Annotated in this window: 20 protein-coding genes and 1 tRNA gene; 15 read left to right on the top strand and 6 right to left on the bottom strand. The window is 45.5% G+C overall.

The window, feature by feature from the left end:
- Positions 1-8: 8 nt before the first annotated feature.
- Positions 9-1,178, bottom strand: coding sequence for a UbiH/UbiF family hydroxylase (locus tag ATY38_RS02770; protein ID WP_062557943.1), 1,170 nt, complete (start codon positions 1,176-1,178; stop codon positions 9-11).
- Between the two features lie 258 nt (positions 1,179-1,436).
- On the opposite strand from ATY38_RS02770, the gene ATY38_RS02765 reads away from it, so the two are divergent.
- The 4 genes from ATY38_RS02765 to ATY38_RS02750 all read left to right on the top strand — a co-directional run bounded on the left by ATY38_RS02765 (position 1,437) and on the right by ATY38_RS02750 (position 4,173).
- Positions 1,437-1,512, top strand: a tRNA-Met gene (locus tag ATY38_RS02765).
- Positions 1,513-1,809: 297 nt separating this feature from the next.
- Positions 1,810-2,787 carry a cysteine synthase A gene (gene cysK, locus ATY38_RS02760; protein WP_062557942.1) on the top strand — a complete coding sequence of 326 codons (978 nt, stop codon included), beginning with the start codon at positions 1,810-1,812 and terminating at the stop codon, positions 2,785-2,787.
- Positions 2,787-3,737, top strand: a complete 951-nt coding sequence (epsC, locus tag ATY38_RS02755; protein WP_062557941.1) for a serine O-acetyltransferase EpsC — start codon at positions 2,787-2,789, stop codon at positions 3,735-3,737. Before cysK ends, epsC begins: the two co-directional genes overlap by 1 nt.
- 28 nt (positions 3,738-3,765) lie before the next feature.
- A complete protein-coding gene (locus ATY38_RS02750; protein ID WP_062557940.1) occupies positions 3,766-4,173 on the top strand; it encodes a GlcG/HbpS family heme-binding protein in 408 nt (135 codons plus the stop codon).
- 97 nt (positions 4,174-4,270) lie between these two features.
- Here the strand turns inward: ATY38_RS02750 and ATY38_RS02745 are convergent, their stop codons facing one another.
- From ATY38_RS02745 to cysB, 5 genes are all read right to left on the bottom strand, one after another.
- Positions 4,271-4,765, bottom strand: coding sequence for a DUF2165 family protein (locus ATY38_RS02745; protein ID WP_062557939.1), 495 nt, complete (start codon positions 4,763-4,765; stop codon positions 4,271-4,273).
- A 100-nt stretch (positions 4,766-4,865) separates the two neighbouring features.
- Positions 4,866-5,726, bottom strand: coding sequence for a Tim44 domain-containing protein (locus ATY38_RS02740; protein WP_062557938.1), 861 nt, complete (start codon positions 5,724-5,726; stop codon positions 4,866-4,868).
- Positions 5,727-5,858: 132 nt separating this feature from the next.
- Entirely contained in the window at positions 5,859-6,293 is a 435-nt protein-coding gene (locus tag ATY38_RS02735; protein WP_235590375.1) for a DUF3293 domain-containing protein, read from the bottom strand.
- Between the two features lie 51 nt (positions 6,294-6,344).
- A complete protein-coding gene (locus ATY38_RS02730; protein ID WP_062557936.1) occupies positions 6,345-6,908 on the bottom strand; it encodes a c-type cytochrome in 564 nt (187 codons plus the stop codon).
- Between the two features lie 269 nt (positions 6,909-7,177).
- Complete coding sequence (cysB, locus tag ATY38_RS02725; RefSeq protein WP_062557935.1) at positions 7,178-8,107, bottom strand: HTH-type transcriptional regulator CysB; 930 nt, start codon at positions 8,105-8,107, stop codon at positions 7,178-7,180.
- A 400-nt stretch (positions 8,108-8,507) separates the two neighbouring features.
- Here cysB and ATY38_RS02720 point away from each other — a divergent pair, with 400 nt between their 5' ends.
- The 11 genes from ATY38_RS02720 to ATY38_RS02675 all read left to right on the top strand — a co-directional run bounded on the left by ATY38_RS02720 (position 8,508) and on the right by ATY38_RS02675 (position 19,743).
- Positions 8,508-8,735, top strand: a complete 228-nt coding sequence (locus ATY38_RS02720) for a hypothetical protein (protein WP_062557934.1) — start codon at positions 8,508-8,510, stop codon at positions 8,733-8,735.
- Between the two features lie 45 nt (positions 8,736-8,780).
- Positions 8,781-10,523, top strand: a complete 1,743-nt coding sequence (locus tag ATY38_RS02715) for a nitrite/sulfite reductase (RefSeq protein WP_062557933.1) — start codon at positions 8,781-8,783, stop codon at positions 10,521-10,523.
- A gap of 7 nt (positions 10,524-10,530) precedes the next feature.
- Positions 10,531-11,064 carry a DUF934 domain-containing protein gene (locus ATY38_RS02710; protein ID WP_062557932.1) on the top strand — a complete coding sequence of 178 codons (534 nt, stop codon included), beginning with the start codon at positions 10,531-10,533 and terminating at the stop codon, positions 11,062-11,064.
- A complete protein-coding gene (locus ATY38_RS02705) occupies positions 11,057-11,755 on the top strand; it encodes a phosphoadenylyl-sulfate reductase (protein WP_062557931.1) in 699 nt (232 codons plus the stop codon). The genes ATY38_RS02710 and ATY38_RS02705 overlap by 8 nt, the downstream gene beginning before the upstream one ends.
- Before the next feature lie 84 nt (positions 11,756-11,839).
- On the top strand, positions 11,840-11,980 hold the full coding sequence (locus ATY38_RS16010) for a hypothetical protein (protein ID WP_158441753.1): 141 nt from the start codon (positions 11,840-11,842) through the stop codon (positions 11,978-11,980).
- 113 nt (positions 11,981-12,093) lie between these two features.
- Complete coding sequence (locus tag ATY38_RS02700) at positions 12,094-12,498, top strand: response regulator (RefSeq protein WP_062557930.1); 405 nt, start codon at positions 12,094-12,096, stop codon at positions 12,496-12,498.
- 113 nt (positions 12,499-12,611) lie between these two features.
- Positions 12,612-16,151: an FAD-dependent oxidoreductase gene (locus ATY38_RS02695; protein WP_062557929.1), complete on the top strand. Its 3,540-nt coding sequence runs from the start codon at positions 12,612-12,614 to the stop codon at positions 16,149-16,151.
- A 6-nt stretch (positions 16,152-16,157) separates the two neighbouring features.
- Complete coding sequence (locus ATY38_RS02690; RefSeq protein WP_062557928.1) at positions 16,158-16,544, top strand: Hpt domain-containing protein; 387 nt, start codon at positions 16,158-16,160, stop codon at positions 16,542-16,544.
- Between the two features lie 302 nt (positions 16,545-16,846).
- Positions 16,847-17,974: a Re/Si-specific NAD(P)(+) transhydrogenase subunit alpha gene (locus ATY38_RS02685; protein WP_062557927.1), complete on the top strand. Its 1,128-nt coding sequence runs from the start codon at positions 16,847-16,849 to the stop codon at positions 17,972-17,974.
- 77 nt (positions 17,975-18,051) lie between these two features.
- Positions 18,052-18,360, top strand: a complete 309-nt coding sequence (locus ATY38_RS02680) for an NAD(P) transhydrogenase subunit alpha part 2 (RefSeq protein WP_013646651.1) — start codon at positions 18,052-18,054, stop codon at positions 18,358-18,360.
- Positions 18,361-19,743, top strand: a complete 1,383-nt coding sequence (locus ATY38_RS02675) for an NAD(P)(+) transhydrogenase (Re/Si-specific) subunit beta (protein WP_062557926.1) — start codon at positions 18,361-18,363, stop codon at positions 19,741-19,743.
- The last annotated feature ends 107 nt before the right edge of the window (positions 19,744-19,850 follow it).

Genomic DNA, 19,850 nt, shown 5'->3' with positions numbered 1-19,850 from the left:
AAAGAAATTTAGTTCAAAGCGTGCTGTATCAATCGGTTTTTAATCAATGGCAGATGATTGGTTATTTCAAGCCCTAAATTACGTATGCGGGCTAATGTCGGATTAGGGTTGTTGAATAATTTCTGTAATCCATCCGTTACCCATTCCAGAACCAGAATATCTTCCTTGCGTGCCAGCTCGTAACGCCGCAAAAATAAATAATCGCCGCAATCTGTCTGCCTGTCTTGCGAGTTCAGTATTGCCGCAAGTTCTCGCGCGTCACGTAATCCCAGGTTGACACCCTGGCCAGCCAACGGATGAATGCCATGCGCAGCATCACCGATTAATGCCAGACGAGCTTTAACCAATTTTTTCACATGCACATGATTCAATGGAAAACCTGCCGGCGGTGAAATTAATTGCATTGCACCCACAGTATGTGCAGAAGCTTCTTCCACTTGCTGGCAAAGTTTTTCCGCAGACAAGTTGCGCAAAAAATCCGCATGATCTTCAGTGGTAGACCAGACCATGGATACCCGCTTTCCCGGCAGCGGAAGTAATGCCAGTACGCCATCGCGCCTGAACCATTGATGAGCAATCTGACGATGCGATAGTTCCGTGCTGAAATTGGCGACTACGCCAACCTGATCGTAGGCATGCTGCGATACATCAATCCCGGCTTGTTTACGTACCCAGGAATTGACCCCATCTGCGCCTATTATTAATGCAGCTTCAAGTTCGGTGCCGTCCGTTAACTCCACATCGACATGCGTATCATGCCAAGTGATTGCGGTACATTTTGCTGGGCAGTATATTCGTATATTTTCCTTTGAAGATTCAAGCATATGCCAGATAGTGGTTTGCAGCTGGCGGTTCTCAGCAATAAACGCCAATTCGGGTAAGCCAATCTCGTATGCACTGAAGTTGATATGCGCAGTATTGTCGTCGCCAAATATCGCCATCTCATAAACGGGTGCTATCCGTTCAGTTTCCATCAGCTGCCATGCGCCCAGTTTTTGCAGGAAAGCGGCACTGCCCGGGCTAATCGCATACACCCGGTTATCCCAGCTATTATCTTGCGGTACTGGTGCGGGTTCATGCGGTTCTATCAACGCTATCTTTAGCCCGCTATCTTTAAGCGCAGCTACCAGGCTTGCACCTACGAGTCCGCCACCTATTATTATGATATCGAATTTCATGAAATTGATTATACAGCTGCTTTGGCATGGACAGGCAACACAAAGTTAATCATCGTTAGAAGCAAATTTTTTGCTGCCTAAATCAACGGACAATTGTACATTCTCAGTGGATAAATCTAAGCTACTGATACACTTGGAAAGAATCGGCAAGCGTAATACAATGTCATGAAAACACGCATAAACCCTTGTCATGTCACATTTTTGATCTTGACAAGCCACCCCCCGGAAGGCAAAATGCGGCCCTTGTGTTAAGCACGTGGCGAATTAGCTCAGTGGTTAGAGCAGCGGAATCATAATCCGTTGGTCCGGGGTTCAAATCCCTGATTCGCCACCATTCTTATGGGCAAAGGGATTGGTTTTGATGACTAATCTATTTAGAGCTGTTACGAAGAGGATAGCTTTTCGTACGTTGCTATCCGCAAAGCCGTTTCTTCTTCTGTTCCTATCCCAATCGATACAGCTTCTTGCGATATCAAGATTGCATGAATATTATGGTTCAGTCCGGTTTCTAGCTATGTACTTTGAGACTTTAAATGAATGTGGTGCAACGAATATTTCGGTTAAGTATCTGATAAAGAGATAGTAATATAAATCTGACCGGAAATTGGTATTTAGTGCATAAAGAGAAATCATGGCAAATTGGTTTAAAGACAACTCATTATCCATTGGACCAACACCATTGGTGCGACTTAATCGGGTGATTGACAATGCGCCGGCTGTAGTGTTGGGAAAAATTGAAGGGCGTAATCCGTCGTATTCGGTTAAGTGCCGCATTGGCGTAGCAATGATTGACGATGCTGAACGTAGAGGATTATTAGGGCCGGGAAAGGAAATTCTTGAACCTACGAGCGGTAATACCGGGATTGCGCTGGCATTCGTGGCAGCTGCACGAGGAATTCCGTTGACCTTGACAATGCCGGAAACGATGAGTGTGGAGCGACGTAAGTTGTTAATTGCATTGGGTGCCAAGCTGGAATTAACCGAAGGTGTACAGGGTATGAAGGGAGCTTTGGCGAAGGCGGAAGAAATTATTGCCGCTGACCCGGATCGCTATGTGTTGTTGCAACAGTTCAAGAACCCCGCTAATCCTGAAATTCATGAAAAAACCACCGGGCCGGAAATATGGAGCGATACGGATGGTGCGGTCGATATTTTTGTAGCAGGCGTGGGTACGGGTGGCACGATTACCGGCGTTTCTCGTTATATCAAAAAAACCAAAGGCAAAGCCATCACTTCAGTGGCAGTTGAGCCTGCGGCGAGTGCGGTATTGTCGCAAAAGCGGGCGGGAGTTTCATTGGCGCCAGGCCCCCATAAGATTCAAGGTATTGGAGCTGGTTTTGTGCCTGATAACCTGGATCTTTCACTGGTGGATGAAATCGAGCAAGTGACCAATGAAGAAGCGATGCTTTATGCGCGGCGCTTAGCGCGCGAAGAAGGTATTCTGGCCGGAATTTCCTGCGGTGCGGCTGTGGCGGCGGCAGTACGTCATGCTAAGCTTGCCCGGAATAAGGGAAAAACTATTGTAGTGATTTTACCGGATTCCGCTGAGCGTTACCTAAGCGGTATTCTGTTTGAACGTATGTTTGACGAACAGGGCCTGACAGCATAGTGAACACTAGCAAGAGAACGCGCGATCTTTTGTTGCGTAGTACCTATTTGAATGTTGATAGTATCGTGGCGGAGCTGCGTGCGTTGCGTCTGGCTTCGTTGGAAAGTCGTAACCGACATGATCGTCCGCCCAGACTACCGTCACGCAGGATTCTGGCGAGTGTTGCAGAGGGCCTGAGTGCGGCTATGTTTCCTAATCGCCTGGGTTCATCTGAGTTGGCTGATGAGGGTATCGATCATTATGTTGGACATACCCTGAATATGACATTGCGTGAATTGATGGTGCAGATTCAGCATGAATTGCACTATAACTCTGGTTTGGAGGTTCTGGGCGATCAGGATCGTGCACAATCGGTAGCGATTACGCAGGCGTTTGCAAAACGTTTGCCGGAGGTCCGAAGTTTGCTGGAAACCGATATTAAAGCAGCGTATGAAGGTGATCCGGCGGCGCGCAATGTGGATGAAGTACTGGTTTGTTATCCTGGCATCATGGCAATTACGCATTATCGGTTGGCGCATGTTTTGCACGGTTTGGGGGTGCCTCTGATTGCGCGCATGATTTCAGAAATTGCGCACTCTGCCACCGGTATTGAAATTCATCCAGGTGCACAGATTGGCGGCAGTTTCTTTATCGATCATGGTACCGGTGTGGTAATTGGAGAGACTGCTATTATTGGGCAGAATGTTCGTCTGTATCAGGCGGTTACGCTGGGTGCCAAACGTTTTCCGGTAGATGAGAATGGAACCTTGGTGAAAGGCAATTTGCGCCACCCTATTGTGGAAGATGACGTGGTGATTTATGCCGGAGCTACAATTTTGGGACGGATAACCATAGGTCGAGGTTCGACGATTGGCGGCAATGTATGGCTGACGCGAAGCGTGCCACCGGGCAGTAATATCTCTCAGGCGCAAATGCGTCAGGAGGTATTTGAGGGGGGCGCCGGAATTTAATCAATAGAAGAGTGCCTTTAGAAATCATATGACCGCTGACAAAATAATTCTTACATTGGACGACGCCAAAAAAATGGCGGCAGGTGCAGAATCCGAAGCAATGTGCAATAAATGGCCGGTTGTCATTGCAATTGTAGATGATGGGGGGCATTTGCTTTACTTGCAACGTCTAGACCACGCACAGTACGGTAGTATAGGTGTGGCAATTGAAAAAGCGTGTGCTGCGATAGCTTTTCGCCGCCCGACCAAGGTATGGGAAGACAATATTGCGGAAGGGCAATTGCGTTATCTGAATTTACCTGGCACCTTGCCGATTGAAGGCGGGTTGCCCATCGTTGTTAATAATCAATTTGTGGGTGCAATCGGAATCAGCGGCGTAAGATCTTTTCAGGATGCACAAATCGCTCAGGCTGGGATTGATGCATTGTTATCCTGATTTTCTTGTTGGGAATCTGCACAAGATCTTGCTCGTGTTGATATCGATATAAAATTTGTACCACTTTCACAGAGTACAAGTAGCCTTTCAGAAGTCTTTAACGATGATTGTCTTCGTCTTTCTGGGTGAGGTAAATAAGAGTAATGGCAGCAATTATCACCAGACGGAATGCAGCTTGCTGGCCATTGGCAACTTCCGATTGCCACATTAAAAACCATTCTCCGCCAATCGTCATAAATCCGACGAACCATAGACAGAAACCGAGAGAAAGTCCGAGTATGGCCAAGCTTTTGGCTTGATTGAAGGATGAGGGATTCTTGATATTTTGGCATAAGCGCAAGCCACCCAGCCAACATAGTCCGGCAATCAGGATTTCAGTAACAATGATCAGCGCATATGCTGCATGATGTAAAAAAGGAGATTCAATTGCCCGCCAGAGGCCCTGGTTGTCAGGAAAAGTCTTATCCATCAAAAGAACATGCGCGGTGATGGAGAAATTTGAGTTGTAATCGGTGAGATTATTGAATGCAACTAGCGATGCATACAACGCGAAAGCCAGGACCATCATACTTTTTGATAATCGCGTATACATGATAATTAAAGCAATGGCGCAGTTTAAACTAGAGGGAATTTGTTATCCCGGCTGGTGCTATTCAAGCCGCAGGTAGTCAGCCGGGATATGATACGGAAAACTAAGAGGCTTGTTGAATACCGGCCAATAACCAGGTTGCATCCGGATCTTTCAGATCTTTTTGTACATGCCAGATCTCATCAAATGCTTCCGGTTCGCCATCAGGTGAATCTTTTAGTTGACCGGTAAAGCGGACACTTGCGATAGCCAGGTCACCGGCTGTTTCAACCTCCAGTAAATTGGCATCAATGAACATGATTTCGGTTGTTTGTTGCGCATCTCCTCGTTCATTAATTTGTGCGCTAATTTCTGTCAGCATCTCGGGTGTTGTGTAGTCACGAATTTCATTGATATCGCCATGATCGTGAGCGGCCTGCAGACGCATAAATGAAGCTTTTGCATGGCGCAAAAAGGACTCCACTTTAAAATCTGCAGGAATATTGGGTTGCCGATAAGCGGTTTGACTGTCCGCGACTGTGGCTGCAGCAGGAGGCGTGAATGCAGGGGTGTTGAAGTTTTCGCGTGTATTTGTATTTATACCCGAGTATTGCATGGAGGAGGATTGTTCCACCTTGGGTTTACGTAGCATACGGATGATGAAAAATACAGCGCCTATGAGTAACAGCATGGTTACGATATCCATCATATTGATGTTTTCAAACGCACCCCCCATAAAAAGTGCAGCAAGTAAACCACCGGCAGCCAGACCGGCTAATGCACCGCCCCACTTACTGCCACCGGACGCGGCGGCGGGTGTCGCAGCTGGTGCTTGCTGCGGCTTAGGCGCAGCTTGCTGCTGATTGACCGACTGACGTTGAGTGCCTAGGTTTTTACCGCCGCCCATGCGTTTGGCTTCTGCATCAAAAGCGAGTAAGCCAAAACTGAAAATAGCCAAAGTTAGAAAGGTGAGTGTTTTTTTCATAATGATCTTCCAAACTGTGTTTTAAAGCTTCGAGTATAGCATCGGGTTTATGCTGCCAGCTACATTGAATTTTTAGAGATGCAAATTTTGAATGCGCTTCTTCTGTTGTAAAAAGCGCTAAGCTGTACTTTTCTAGCGTAACAATATTAGGCGGGGAATTGCTTCATTATCAATCCATACAATGGCATTTTGATTAAATCGTTGCCCGATTGATCGGCTGGTATTAAGATCCAATCCAGGAACAAAGAAACTTTTTTCAGGCAGCCATTGGTCGATTGGATCTATATTCAGGCTTTCAATGATGGGATAGGCACGAAGCTGCAACAAATTTCTGAGTTGTTCGTGCACCGCTAAATTTTCTTCATTACTGGCAAGCTGACTGTAGGGGTTGTATGCGCTGACAATTGCCGCGCATGATTGTTTTGATGCTGTTAAAAGTTTTGCCAGTGATTCCGAATATTGATTAATGTGTAAAGAGATTGAATTGCAATCAGTACCCACCCGATAATGGGTGCGGCAGTAACTTGTGATGAGATTGCTTGCGATAACCGATAGAGCCACAGTCACTGAGCAATGATAAGCTTAACTTTTCTGCTTGGCGGGCGGGGGTTTATCCAGTCAATGGCTATGCCCATGGCCGTTGTCTTCACCGCCATGTGCGTGACTTTGGGTTGAGTTGATGAGATTTTCATATTGTTCCGGTGTCATATGACCCAGTTTGAAAATAAAAGCGACCATCCCCCAGATTGCTTGATCATCATGACTCAATCCCCATGCTGGCATAGCAGTCATTTTTAGACCATTCTTTATCACCCAAAAATACGCTTTGGCGTGCTCCATTCTCTTTGTTTCATCAGTCGTGGTTTCGCGTTGATGGAATATGGGTGCTTGGGGATATAGGCCTGCTGAGAGTTCTGTCGGTTTCATGCCGGGTGCCAGATGACAGATGGTACACATGGCATTGTAGTGCTCCGCGCCTTGTGCGAGCAATTCTGTATCTTCCAGTAAAGGTACTGTCAAGTCTTCGGCGCGTGCTTTAATGGAGCTGTCACGTACCCATTCAATGAGTTTTTCGGTGATTTTCCAGTGTTTTTCTGTCGCGGCCATATTATAAGCACCCGATCCAAGAGCGATGATACCTAAGACAAATGATGCCAATAACAGACTCAGGATTGTTTTCATTGTTTCACCTCATTAAATGATCTGGCACTGGTTTCAATAATACTGAACAGCTTTAGCTATCAGCTATCTCATACTACTTTTAATTACCACGCGAATCAATTTATGTTTTCAGAGAGGCATGTTTTTCCGGTCATTAATCCAGACCAACAATATTATTACCCGGGATGCGTGTCACTTAATTTGTATGATGCTGTCTTGTCAGTAGAGGCTGCTGATTTCAGTTTTATTTGGATTGATAAAGAAACATTTGTTCGTATTTTTTTGAATTGCTACGATTGACTGTTTTCTAATCTGGCCTGAATACTTGCATAATTTAAGTGTGGCGCAAACATTTCGATAAAATCGAAAATATAACTACGCAAATAACTATGGCGGCTTATGCCGATACGCGTTGTGCTGGATTCAAACAAGTGACTGGCATCGATCGACCTTAGATTCTTGTCTCGTTTGGCATCAAAAGCCATATTAGCCAGTATGCCAACGCCTAATCCCAATTCTACGTAAGTTTTGATTATATCTGAGTCGATTGCTGTCAATACCACATTAGGTTCTAATCCACAGTTTGCAAAAGCCTGATTAATTTTTGAGCGACCAGTGAAAGCAAAGTCATAAGTAATGATGGGATATTGATTGAGCGCTTCCAACGTGAGTTTTTTTATCTTCAAGAGTGGGTGCTTGGGTAGTACAATGACACATCGATTCCATTCATAACATGGCAGCATGACGAGTTCTTGAAAGTGTTCAATGGCTTCTGTAGCAATTGCGACATCCGCTTCGCCGGAAGTTACTAAGGCTGAAATTTGCATCGGACTGCCTTGACGCAGGATAAGCTTAACTTTTGGATATCGTGCGGTAAAGCGCTTGATTACGGCAGGTAGAGCGTAACGAGCCTGAGTGTGCGTGGTTGCGATTGTTAGGGTTCCGCCTGCTTCATTGGTGAATTCCTGCGCGATTTTTTTCAGATTATCGGCATCGCGGAGCATCCGAGTGGCGGTTTCTATGATCAGCTGCCCCGGTGGAGTTATTTGTACGATACGCTTACCATTGCGCAAAAAAATATCAACACCGAGCTCGTTCTCAAGCATCTGGATCTGTTTGCTGATGGCTGGTTGAGAGGTGTGCAGATTCTTGGCTGCTTTGGACAGGTTCATATCGTGACGAGCGGTTTCACACAAATAGCGAAGTTGTTGGAGTTTCATAGGCGCACCTGATAATAATAAATGGTTATATACATCTAATATAATATTATTTTGATTTATAAAAATGTATTGTTATCATAATAAACGACTGCAAAAGTAAATTGAAAGGCAGTTCTAAATCTATTCTGTCGGATTCTCTGATCAATTCTTTCACGCTGCTGAGTTGGTAGTTATTGACACGCGAAAGGTGCTTGTCGTTAGTTTTTGGTAGAATGACGAATTGACCATTCTGTTTGTGTCGGTTGCGTGTATCAACGATGCTGAATGATCACTTGTGGACACGATCACGATTGAAAAAATTCAAATAATTGGTGGTTGGTGAAATTGTTCTTAATTGAATGGTAGATTGCTTATTTTTTGACAGATTTAGGCTTTCCATTAATGAAACAAGGATTGATTGATGAGTACGAATGTAGAGGATAAACCTAAGCAAGTGAGTTGGTTTAATGGTTGCGGCGGGCGGATTGGTGTAGTGGTAGGTGAAAACGGTGAGCATGCTTATATTGGCGTGGCGTTAAGGCATGATGAAGATGATGATGTAGACCATATCATGAAGTATGGCGCCAAGTTTCCATTGGATGCGGCGCTGTTGCTGCCAGTGTCTAAATACTATACACAGGAATCCTGAAGGCCTCTTGGAAGCATCTTGAACAAATGAGCGAGGAAATTAAATATGTATCGCTATGATGAATATGATCAACAAATAGTGAATGAGCGTGTCATGCAATACCGTGATCAGGTGCGTCGACGCCTCTCAGGGGAGTTGAGTGAGGAGGAATTTCTTCCACTGCGGCTGCAAAATGGTTTGTATATGCAGATTCATGCCTACATGCTGCGTATTGCAGTACCGTATGGCCTGATATCTTCTAAGCAGATGCGCATGTTTGCTCATATTGCACGGAAGTACGATCGTGGTTATGGCCATTTCACCACGCGTCAGAATATTCAATTTAATTGGCTTAAACTGGAGGATACTCCGGATATCCTGGCGGATCTGGCATCGGTTGAAATGCATGCTATTCAGACTTCTGGGAATTGTGTGCGGAACATTACATCGGATGAATTTGCTGGTGTGGCACAGGATGAAGTAGTTGATCCACGTCCTTATGCGGAGATTTTGCGCCAGTGGAGCACTTTTCATCCGGAATTTGCATATCTGCCGCGAAAATTTAAAATCGCCATCAGTGGTGGAAAAGAAGATCGTGCTGCTATTTATGCGCATGACATCGGATTGGCGGTGACAAAGAATGCGCAGGGTGAAATCGGCTTCCGGGTATTGGTTGGCGGTGGATTGGGGCGGACGCCGATCATTGGCAGTGAAATTTGTGAGTTTGTGCCATGGCAGCATATCTTGACGTATGTCGAATCTATTTTGCGCGTGTATAACGAATATGGTCGACGCGATAACAAATTTAAAGCACGCATCAAAATACTGGTGAAAGCACTCGGGATTGATGAATTCAAGCGTCGGGTGGAGGCGGACTGGGCTGATCTGAAAGATGGCCCAGGTACATTAACTATCGAGGAGGTCGATCGTGTTGCCTCTTTCTTTTCTGATCCGTTTTATGAAACATTACCTGATCATGATTCGAAATTAAATGAGTTCAAGGCAGATAGCCGTTCATTCTCGAACTGGTTATCGCGTAATGTTAGACCTCATCGTATTCCGGGTTACGCGATCGTTGTTCTGTCACTGAAAAAACCGGGTAATGCACCCGGTGATGCTACGGCTGAACAAATGGAAGCAGTCGCGGATCTGGCGGATCGATACAGCTTTGGTGAATTACGCATCACACATAAGCAAAATCTGGTATTGGCCGACGTCAGGCAGAAAGATTTGATTCGTTTATGGCAAGAGGCGGCCGAGCATGAGTTGACAACGCCCAATATTGGCATGTTAACCGATATTATTAGTTGCCCCGGAGCGGAATTTTGTACGCTGGCTAATGCTCGTTCGATACCGCTGGCAAAGGTAATTGCCGAATGTTTTGAAGATCTGGACTATCAGCATGATATCGGTGAGATTACGTTGAACATTTCGGGTTGCGTGAATGCTTGTGGGCAACATCATATCGGCAATATTGGTATCACTGGCGTGGAGAAGAAAGATCACGACGAATGGTATCAAGTTTCGATCGGTGGTTCGGAAGGCAATGACAGTTCGATTAGTAAAATTATTGGTCCGTCATTTACTTTCAATCAGGTGCCTGAAGTTATCGAACGCTTGATTCATGTGTATCTGCGTGAGCGTATGGAAACCGAGCGTTTCATTGAAACGGTGCGTCGTATTGGTCATGCGCCATTCAAAGAGCATGTATACGCTACTGACTTTATGGCTCAGGAAGAAAAGGTTGCGGACAAACACATCGTGGAGCCTGCGCAGTACGAGGTTCCTTATTATTCCCCGAGGTTCTGATATCGATATGATCATAAAAAATAAAACCATCGTTGCGGACGATTGGACGGTATTGCGGCTACAGGAGCATGATACTGCTGAGGACATAATAGTTTCAGTCGGAAAAGTCATTGTTCCTCTAAAAGTATGGCGAGCTCAACACGAAACGTTACAGCAGCGTAAGGACATCGGCGTTTGGTTGACTAGTGATGAGCGTGCGGAAGATTTGAAGGATGATGTGCAAAAATTTTCTGTGATTGCGATTGATTTTCCGAAATTTTCGGATGGTCGGGGATATTCCATTGCGTATAATCTGCGTGCACGACTTGGCTATAAGGGTGAATTGCGGGCGATCGGCGATGTGTTGCGCGATCAATTGTTTTACATGCATCGGGTTGGTTTTGATGCTTTTGCGCCGCGGCCGGATCGCAAGATCGAAGATGCACTAAAGGGTCTCAGTGATTTCTCTGAGGTTTATCAGACTTCTTTTAATCCGATTTTACCCCTGTTCCGGCGCACGCAGCGTAAAGGAAATTCGACTGTAGGCACACTCAATGATTAATTTGCAACATAGAGTTGATCAGGTTGTGACGGTTCTGACTGAAACTGTGCGTGATTATGCCCCGATAGCGTTTGCTAATAGCCTGGGTGCTGAAGATATGGTGCTGACAGATATCATTGATCGACATCATATCGACATCGAAATGTTTAGTCTGGATACCGGGCGTTTGCCGCAAGAAACTTATGATCTGATGCAAACCGTGCGAGAGCGCTACAAAACGACACTGCGCATTTATTTTCCCAATGTAAAGCAGGTTGAAGCGTATGTTGCTGAGCACGGTGTCAATGGTTTTTACCAAAGCGTTGATTTGCGTAAAAATTGCTGCTATATCCGGAAGGTGGAACCATTGCGTCGCGCCTTGCAGGGTAAGCGAGGGTGGGTCACTGGAATTAGACGAGAACAGGCCTCAACTCGGGCAAATCTGAGTGTGTCTGCATATGATATGGATAATCGTATGCAAAAGATTAATCCATTGCTGGAATGGACCCATGCGGAAGTTTGGGAATATCTCAAACGCTATGAAGTGCCTTATAACAAACTGCATGACAAATTTTATCCCAGTATCGGTTGTGCTCCCTGTACGCGCGCTATTACACCGGGAGAAGACATACGTTCCGGTCGCTGGTGGTGGGAGACGCCGGAAACCAAGGAATGCGGATTACATACCGAAAAGGTAGTTCAATCAAAATAATCGCGGTTACTTGCAATATCTTGTCTGTTTTTGTCAGAGTGATAGATCTGGAATTTGCATAATTTTTATTTACCGAGAAAAAAAATGAGTCGTCGTGCCTTTACCCATCTAGATACGCTGGAAAGTGGGGCGATACATATAATGCGTGAAGTGGCGGCGGAGTATGTCAATCCTATGCTGCTATTTTTCGGGGACGATAGCTACTGTTTTATTGCGCTTAGCTGAGAAAAGTATTTCGTTCTGGGTGGTTTCCATTTCCATTGTGATACGGCACATAATTTTCCTGAGGTTATTGTATTTTGGGATCAGCGTGTCAACGAACATCAAACTAACACAATATGAATATAATAAATAACTCAGATCTGAAATTAAATGGATGCACTATTCTGGTGGTGGAAGATAATGAATTGAATCAACAGGTAGCCCAGGCTCTACTCGAATATAATGGAGCTGTTGTATCTATTGCAAGTAACGGACAAGAAGCACTGGATAAGTTAAGTAAGGAAAATTTTGACTGTGTACTGATGGATGTTCAAATGCCTGTTCTGGATGGCTTAAAGGCTACAAAAATGATCCGGGCTAATCCGCAGTGGTCGAAAATATCGATTATTGCATTAACAGCCAATGCGGACCCGGATTATAAAGATTCGTGTCGGAGTGCCGGTATGAATGATTTTTTAGCCAAGCCAATTGATCCGGAGCAGCTAGTTATCATCATATCAAAGTGGCTGTTACCAGGATGAGTGATTATAAAACTCAGATGTTTGAAATTAGGCAGGCAATATTGCCGCAGATCATGATGGCCTATTTTCCCATTGGTGATAATAATTATTAAGTATATGGAATTATGACAAAAATGGATGCTACGTTTCATACCCGACAGGAAGCAACAACCACTTTATCAAATTTTAACTTTGGTTTTACAATCGCTGATCTCTATTGTCGCGACGGCTTGGTTAGATTGGATCAAGTATTTCTGGATTTTCTTCGTACCGGGGATGAGGCGCTACATAAAAAATTGGAGCAGGCGCGTGAGCAACCTGATGATCTGTTGCCGAAAGACGAGTCTGCATTGCTGATTGAAATTGCACCTTGGCTGGAAGATTTCATTGCCCGGTTGTTTTACATTGAGAATGAAGTGCAGCAGCTGGCGGCACAACATCATGAGCTGGCTCCGTTATATTTTTGCAAACGACAGTTTGTTCAGCGTCGTGCAAAGGGAAAAGTCAGCGATGCAGAATTGGCTGGCATCGATGGATTGGCTCTTGAAAAGGAGCTGGCTGCAGAATTTGGGGAAGCTTTCTCTGAATTGGCTTTTGCTATCAACGTGACACAGTGGATGGATGCGGAAGTGGATAATGAGTCCCGGTTGAACAAAGCGCTCCACTATGCAGCCTGGGCACTGCGAACGCCGACCGGACAGCAACATACGCGGCAAGGTATTTTATTTAAGTCGCCTGCCAAATTAGATTTTCAGCATCTGTTGTCGTTGGAAACGGATGAATCGGCAGGATATCCGGTGCATCGGTTGAGTCACCTGCGTGAACGCAATGGTTTTGCGCTGACCGATACCGGAACAGATTTGATGGGTGCGCTTGATGAAGCTAATTACTGTATCTGGTGTCATGAGCAAGGTAAAGATTCATGCTCCAAGGGTTTGATACAGAAATCTAAATCGCCGGATGAACCACCTACTTTCAAACGCAGTGAGCTAGGCGCGCTGCTTGCAGGTTGTCCGCTGGAAGAGCGCATTTCCGAATTTCATAAGCTTAAGACACAAGGAGTCGCAGTAGGAAGTCTGGCTATGATCGTGCTGGATAATCCGATGTGTGCCGGAACCGGTCATCGCATTTGTAACGATTGCATGAAATCTTGTATTTATCAGAAGCAGGAACCGGTTGATATCCCGCAAGCCGAGACAAGAACGCTGAAAGACGTGCTGGCATTGCCATGGGGATTTGAAATCTATAGTTTATTAACGCGCTGGAATCCTTTAAATTTACATAGACCAGTGCCAAAACCGCCATCCGGCCGCAAGGTGTTGGTGGTTGGGATGGGGCCGGCCGGATATACACTGGCACATCATTTAATGAATGAAGGTCACACCGTGGTGGGTATTGACGGGCTTAAGATTGAGTTTCTGCCGGAAGAGATCTCAGGGGTAAATTTACAGGGTGAGCGAGTGCCATTTCAGGCGATCCGGTCGGCTAGCACGTTGGAAGAAAGCTTGGAGCAGCGTATGCCGGGTGGTTTTGGTGGGGTGGCAGAATACGGAATCACTGTGCGCTGGAATAAAAATTTTCTTAAGCTGATTCGGTTGTTGCTGGAGCGTAGAGAAGAGTTTGCGTTGTTTGGAGGTGTGCGTTTTGGTGGCACATTGACTGCTGATGATGCCTTTGCCATGGGATTTGACCATATTGCTCTGGCCGCAGGTGCTGGGCGGCCCACTGTTCTGGATTTGCCAAATGGATTGGCGCGTGGGGTGCGTGCCGCATCAGATTTCTTGATGGCTTTGCAGCTTACAGGTGCTGCGCAAAGCGATTCGATTGCGAATATGCAATTACGTTTGCCGGTGGTGGTGATCGGTGGCGGTCTCACTGCTATTGATACCGCAACCGAGGCATTGGCATATTATCCGGTGCAGGTGGAGAAGTTTCTGCAGCGCTATGAAATACTGACAGTAGTACAAGGCGAAGATGCGATCCGTGAGGCTTGGGATGATGAGGAGAAAAGAATTGCTGACGAATTCCTTAATCATGCTCGAGCTATTAGAGCAGAACGTCAGGATGCAAAAAAAGCCGGACGCGCGCCGCATATCATCAATTTGCTGCAAGCTTGGGGCGGTGCGACAATAGCTTACCGCAAACGTCTGATCGATAGTCCTTCCTATACATTAAATCATGAGGAAGTGGAAAAGGCGCTGGAAGAAGGCATCTGGTTTGCTGAGGGAATGACTCCAAAGCGCGTTAATGTGGATCAGTGGGGGCACACCCAATCGGTGCAATTTGGCGTGCAGAAACGGGATGAAACGGGACAATGGCAAGATGCAGGCAACGTCGAGTTACCAGCCCGTGCATTGCTGGTCGCTGCTGGTACTCAACCTAATACAGTGCTGGCACGGGAAGATGAGAAACTGTTCAAACTCAATGGCAGATATTTTGCTGCTTGCGATGAGGAAGGGAATCCAGTGCAACCAGAGTATGCAAACCCCAAACCTGGGACACCAATGGTATTGCTCAGCCGTTATCGGGATGATCAGGATGGCCGCTTTATAAGTTTCTTTGGTGATTTGCATCCATCCTATTCCGGTAATGTGGTGAAAGCGATGTCGAGCGCCAAGCAGGGTTATCCGGTGGTGCATCGGGTGCTGGAGCGTGTTAAACCGAAATCGAGCCAGTCATCCCGGGGATTTTTTACAGATCTTAACAATCAGCTGCGTCCAACGGTTTATAAAGTAGAAAGGCTTGCTCCCAATATCATCGAAATCGTTGTGCATGCTCCGATGGCAGCGGAGCATTTCCAGCCAGGTCAATTTTATCGTTTTCAGAATTATGCAACACTGGCAAAAATTACAGGGGATACTCGGCTTGCAATGGAAGGACTGGCGTTGACGGGTGCATCGGTGGATATCGAGCTCGGGCTGGTTTCGCTCGTTGTTTTGGAGATGGGCGGATCTTCTAATTTGTGTGCGATGTTGAAACCGGGTGAGCCGGTTGTGCTGATGGGACCTACCGGAACACCGACGGAAATCCCCGAGAATCAGATTGTGGTGTTGGTGGGCGGCGGTTTAGGCAATGCGGTGTTATTTTCTATTGGCGCAGCTGCGCGCGCAGCGGGATCGAAAGTGTTATATTTTGCTGGCTACAAGAAATTGATTGATCGATATAAAGTGGCTGAAATTGAGGCTGCAGCGGATATCGTCGTATGGTGCTGCGATGAGTCGCCCGGTTTTACAGCCACGCGTTCTCAGGATAAAAGCTATGTGGGAAATATCGTACAAGCAATGGTGGCTTATGCCAGCGGTGAATTAGGTGCGCAACCGGTGGCGCTGGCTGAAGCTGATCACATTATTGCAATTGGTTCAGATCGAATGATGGCTGCTGTTGGTGTGGCTCGTCATAACCAGTTGAAACCTTACTTGAAAGCAGATCATTTTGCTATTGGTTCGATTAACTCGCCCATGCAGTGCATGATGAAGGAAATTTGTGCGCAATGCTTGCAACCGCATCAGGATCCGGAAACAGGAAAAATTACATATGTGTTTTCTTGCTTCAATCAAGATCAACCTTTGGATCAAGTGGATTTTTCGGGATTAAATACGCGTCTGCGCCAAAATACCGTTCAAGAAAAATTAACGAACCGATGGGTCGATCGTTGTTTAAAGCATGGAGTATGAACTTCAGTGATTAATGAAATAGAAAAAGAATTATCACTGGACACGTCATTACCGGTTGATATAGCAAAAATGCGTCAGATGTTTCATGACAATTCTGTGCTAGTGCAGAAATTTTGCCTTAAATTTATTGAGGTTGCCCATAACACGCTATCAGAAATGGAAGTGGCGCAAGTGGAAAGAGATTTGCCAGCGTTGGGTCGTTTAGGGCATAAATTAAAATCTTCAGCCAGAACAATCGGCGCCTTAAGTTTTGCTGATATTTGCGAGGCACTTGAGAAGGCGAGTGCCAACAACAATTGGTTCGGTGCAGAATCATTGCTGGTAAAAATTCGACCCTTGTTGCAACAGATTACAGAGCAACTAGAAAATGAGTTGAGTCAATTAAGTGAATAAGATTCTTAACAAATAATCTTGATGATCCTTTAATCTCGACGATCCCGAAAAGATTCTGAATTGAAAATTTGATAGAAGCATAGGTGGGATATTTATCCATACAGACTGTTGTTTAATTCAGCGTAGTATTGATTACTGCAAAAAATTGTGTGAGTTATTAGAAAATCATGCGATATCAAGTTTTTCCTGATCCATTTAATGCATTACGCCCAAATTGATTTATAATTCACAGTTCGTTAAAAATTTAAACTCAATATTAGTTCTTATTTGCAAGCAGATAGGTAAGAAAAGGGAGATTATCAATGCATATAGGCATACCGGCAGAGATTCGCAGCGGAGAAACGCGTGTAGCCGCTACACCGGAGACCGTGAAAAAATATACTGCCAAGGGTGTTCATAAGGTTTTAGTCCAGTTAGGTGCCGGTGCGGGTGCCAGTATTCCTGATTCAGCCTATCAAGAGGCGGGCGCAATGATAGTGACTGATGTGGCTGAATTGTATGCGCAATCACAAATTGTGCTCAAAGTACGTGGTCCGGAATCCGGTGAATTAGCGATGATGCGTAAGGATGCGGTATTGTTGGGATTGTTGTCGCCGCACCAGAAGGATGGCGTGGATGCACTTAAACAGCATGGATTGACCGCATTTGCAATGGAGAAATTACCGCGTATTTCGCGTGCGCAAAATATGGATGTTTTGTCATCACAAGCAAACATTGCTGGCTATAAGGCGGTGATTGTGGCGGCAAATATCTATCAAAAATTCTTTCCAATGCTGATGACAGCAGCGGGTACCGTGAAGGCAGCACGAGTTTTGGTTTTGGGTGCGGGTGTTGCTGGGTTGCAGGCTATTGCAACCGCGAAAAGATTGGGTGCCGTGGTTGAAGCGTTTGATGTGCGACCAGCAGTTAAAGAGCAGGTGGAGAGTTTGGGGGCGAAGTTTGTAGAAGTTCCGCTCAGCGATGAAGAGAAAGCTCAGGCTGAGACAGCCGGGGGATATGCCGCAGAAATGTCGGATGATTACAAGCGACGGCAAGGAGAATTAGTCCATGAGCGTGCGATTTCAGCAGATATCATTATTACTACAGCACTAATTCCAGGGCGTCCAGCACCTGTTTTGATCAAAGAAGAGACTGTTCAGGCGATGAAGCAAGGTTCGGTTATTGTTGATATGGCGGTTGAAGCAGGCGGTAACTGCCCATTATCCGAACTAGATAAGAATGTGATTAAACATGGCGTACATCTGATTGGTATGGCGAATCTTCCCGGCTTGGTGGCAGCCGATGCTAGTACTTTATATGCACGAAATCTGATGAATTTCCTTAACTTGATGCTTGATCAAGAAAATGATGCACTGAAAATAGACCGCTCAGATGAAATTATCGCGGGAACATTGTTATGTGCAGGGGGAAATGTCATAGGAAAGGAATGATCATCCGCAATAAACTAAAAAACGCTTTTTAGTTGTTGTATCGAGAAATACAGTTAACGAATTTTAAAGGAGTAAATATGATTGGTGAAATTGACCCGGTTATTATCAATCTAACGGTTTTTGTACTGGCGGTTTTTGTTGGCTATCATGTTGTGTGGAACGTTACACCGGCTTTACATACCCCTCTGATGTCGGTGACTAATGCTATTTCCGGTATTATTCTCGTCGGTGCAATGTTGGCTGCAGGGCCGACGGAGACAGACTGGGGTGTTTGGTTAGGTGCTGCTGCGGTTACGCTGGCAGCAATCAATGTTTTTGGTGGATTTCTGGTGAGTCAACGGATGCTGGAAATGTTCAAGAAAAAAGATAAAAAAGGAAACGCGTAAATGTCAGCAAATATGGTAGCACTTGCATATTTAGTTGCTTCAGTATTTTTCATACTTGCACTAAAAGGCCTAAGTTCGCCTGAATCTGCGCGTCGTGGAAATTTGTTCGGCATGGTGGGTATGGCGATTGCAGTTGCCACGACTTTGACGCTTACGCAGAACTGGCTTTTGATTCTGGGATGCATTGCGGTGGGCGGCATCATTGGCGCGATTGTGGCGCAACGCGTACAGATGACAGCAATGCCAGAATTGGTTGCTTTTATGCATTCGCTGGTTGGTCTGGCAGCAGTATTTATTGCGGTTGCTGCGGTCAATAATCCGGTTTCATTCGGTTTGCCAGAGATTCTTCCTGGGGGCAGTAAGCTGGAATTATTTTTGGGTACCTTTATTGGTGCCATGACATGGTCCGGTTCAGTCATCGCGTTTCTGAAATTATCAGGACGCATGAGTGGCACTCCGATTGTTTTCAGTGGCCAGCATATGCTTAATTTGTTGCTGGCAATCATCATGATCGGATTTGGTCTGTGGTTTTTCTTTAGCGAAACGACGAACTGGACCGCGTTTATTGCAATGACCGCAATTGCTTTCATCTTGGGATTCCTGATTATTATTCCTATTGGCGGCGCTGATATGCCGGTAGTGATATCTATGCTTAATTCCTATTCGGGTTGGGCTGCTGCAGGTATTGGTTTTTCTTTGGGCAATCCAATGTTGATCATCGCAGGATCATTGGTAGGCAGTTCGGGTGCGATTCTCTCGTATATCATGTGTAAAGCTATGAATCGGCCATTTCTATCAGTTATATTGGGTGGTTTTGGCAGTGATGGTGGAAGCGCAGCGGCGGCAGATGATGGTGTACAGAAGACATACCGCAGTGGCAGTGCGGAAGATGCTGCTTTCTTAATGGGTAATGCTGACAGTGTCATTATTGTTCCAGGATATGGTTTGGCCGTTGCGAGAGCGCAGCATGCTGTGAAGGAATTGGCTGAAATATTGCACGAAAAAGGCGTTAACGTACGTTTTGCGATTCATCCGGTAGCGGGACGTATGCCGGGACATATGAATGTGTTGCTGGCAGAAGCCGAAATTCCTTATGAACAAGTCCTGGAAATGGATGAAATCAACAGCGATTTCTCAAACACAGATGTTGTGTTGGTATTGGGTGCGAATGATGTGGTGAATCCGGCTGCGAATGTTCCCGGTAGCCCGATTTATGGCATGCCGATACTGGATGCGCATAAAGCGCGTACCGTTATGGTGGTTAAGCGCAGTATGGCGGTGGGTTATGCTGGTCTTGATAATGACCTATTCTATATGGATAAGACTATGATGATATTCGGGGATGCTAAGAAAGTCGTTGAGCATATGGTCAAGGCTTTGTGATGAATGATAGAAGTATTGACTAATGGTAGACCTGGAGTCAGGAGAACAACTACATGAAGAGTTGTTCTCTTTTTTATAATATATTGAATGGCGATTTATGATTTGAG

This window comes from Nitrosomonas ureae (assembly GCF_001455205.1).
GTDB classification, from domain to species: Bacteria; Pseudomonadota; Gammaproteobacteria; order Burkholderiales; family Nitrosomonadaceae; genus Nitrosomonas; species Nitrosomonas ureae.
The sequence above is the reverse complement of the archived record's forward strand: the minus strand, read 5'-3'. Positions and strand labels throughout refer to the sequence as shown.

Coding starts and splice junctions, on each gene's coding strand:
- ATY38_RS02680 (WP_013646651.1), top strand. CDS start 18,052: ATGATTGGTGAAATTGACCCGGTTATTATCAATCTAACGGTTTTTGTA.
- ATY38_RS02730 (WP_062557936.1), bottom strand. CDS start 6,908: ATGAAAACAATCCTGAGTCTGTTATTGGCATCATTTGTCTTAGGTATC.
- ATY38_RS02675 (WP_062557926.1), top strand. CDS start 18,361: ATGTCAGCAAATATGGTAGCACTTGCATATTTAGTTGCTTCAGTATTT.
- ATY38_RS02700 (WP_062557930.1), top strand. CDS start 12,094: ATGAATATAATAAATAACTCAGATCTGAAATTAAATGGATGCACTATT.
- ATY38_RS16010 (WP_158441753.1), top strand. CDS start 11,840: ATGAGTCGTCGTGCCTTTACCCATCTAGATACGCTGGAAAGTGGGGCG.
- cysB (WP_062557935.1), bottom strand. CDS start 8,107: ATGAAACTCCAACAACTTCGCTATTTGTGTGAAACCGCTCGTCACGAT.
- ATY38_RS02695 (WP_062557929.1), top strand. CDS start 12,612: ATGGATGCTACGTTTCATACCCGACAGGAAGCAACAACCACTTTATCA.
- ATY38_RS02770 (WP_062557943.1), bottom strand. CDS start 1,178: ATGAAATTCGATATCATAATAATAGGTGGCGGACTCGTAGGTGCAAGC.
- cysK (WP_062557942.1), top strand. CDS start 1,810: ATGGCAAATTGGTTTAAAGACAACTCATTATCCATTGGACCAACACCA.
- ATY38_RS02720 (WP_062557934.1), top strand. CDS start 8,508: ATGAGTACGAATGTAGAGGATAAACCTAAGCAAGTGAGTTGGTTTAAT.
- ATY38_RS02705 (WP_062557931.1), top strand. CDS start 11,057: ATGATTAATTTGCAACATAGAGTTGATCAGGTTGTGACGGTTCTGACT.
- ATY38_RS02750 (WP_062557940.1), top strand. CDS start 3,766: ATGACCGCTGACAAAATAATTCTTACATTGGACGACGCCAAAAAAATG.
- ATY38_RS02685 (WP_062557927.1), top strand. CDS start 16,847: ATGCATATAGGCATACCGGCAGAGATTCGCAGCGGAGAAACGCGTGTA.
- ATY38_RS02715 (WP_062557933.1), top strand. CDS start 8,781: ATGTATCGCTATGATGAATATGATCAACAAATAGTGAATGAGCGTGTC.
- ATY38_RS02710 (WP_062557932.1), top strand. CDS start 10,531: ATGATCATAAAAAATAAAACCATCGTTGCGGACGATTGGACGGTATTG.
- ATY38_RS02745 (WP_062557939.1), bottom strand. CDS start 4,765: ATGTATACGCGATTATCAAAAAGTATGATGGTCCTGGCTTTCGCGTTG.
- ATY38_RS02740 (WP_062557938.1), bottom strand. CDS start 5,726: ATGAAAAAAACACTCACCTTTCTAACTTTGGCTATTTTCAGTTTTGGC.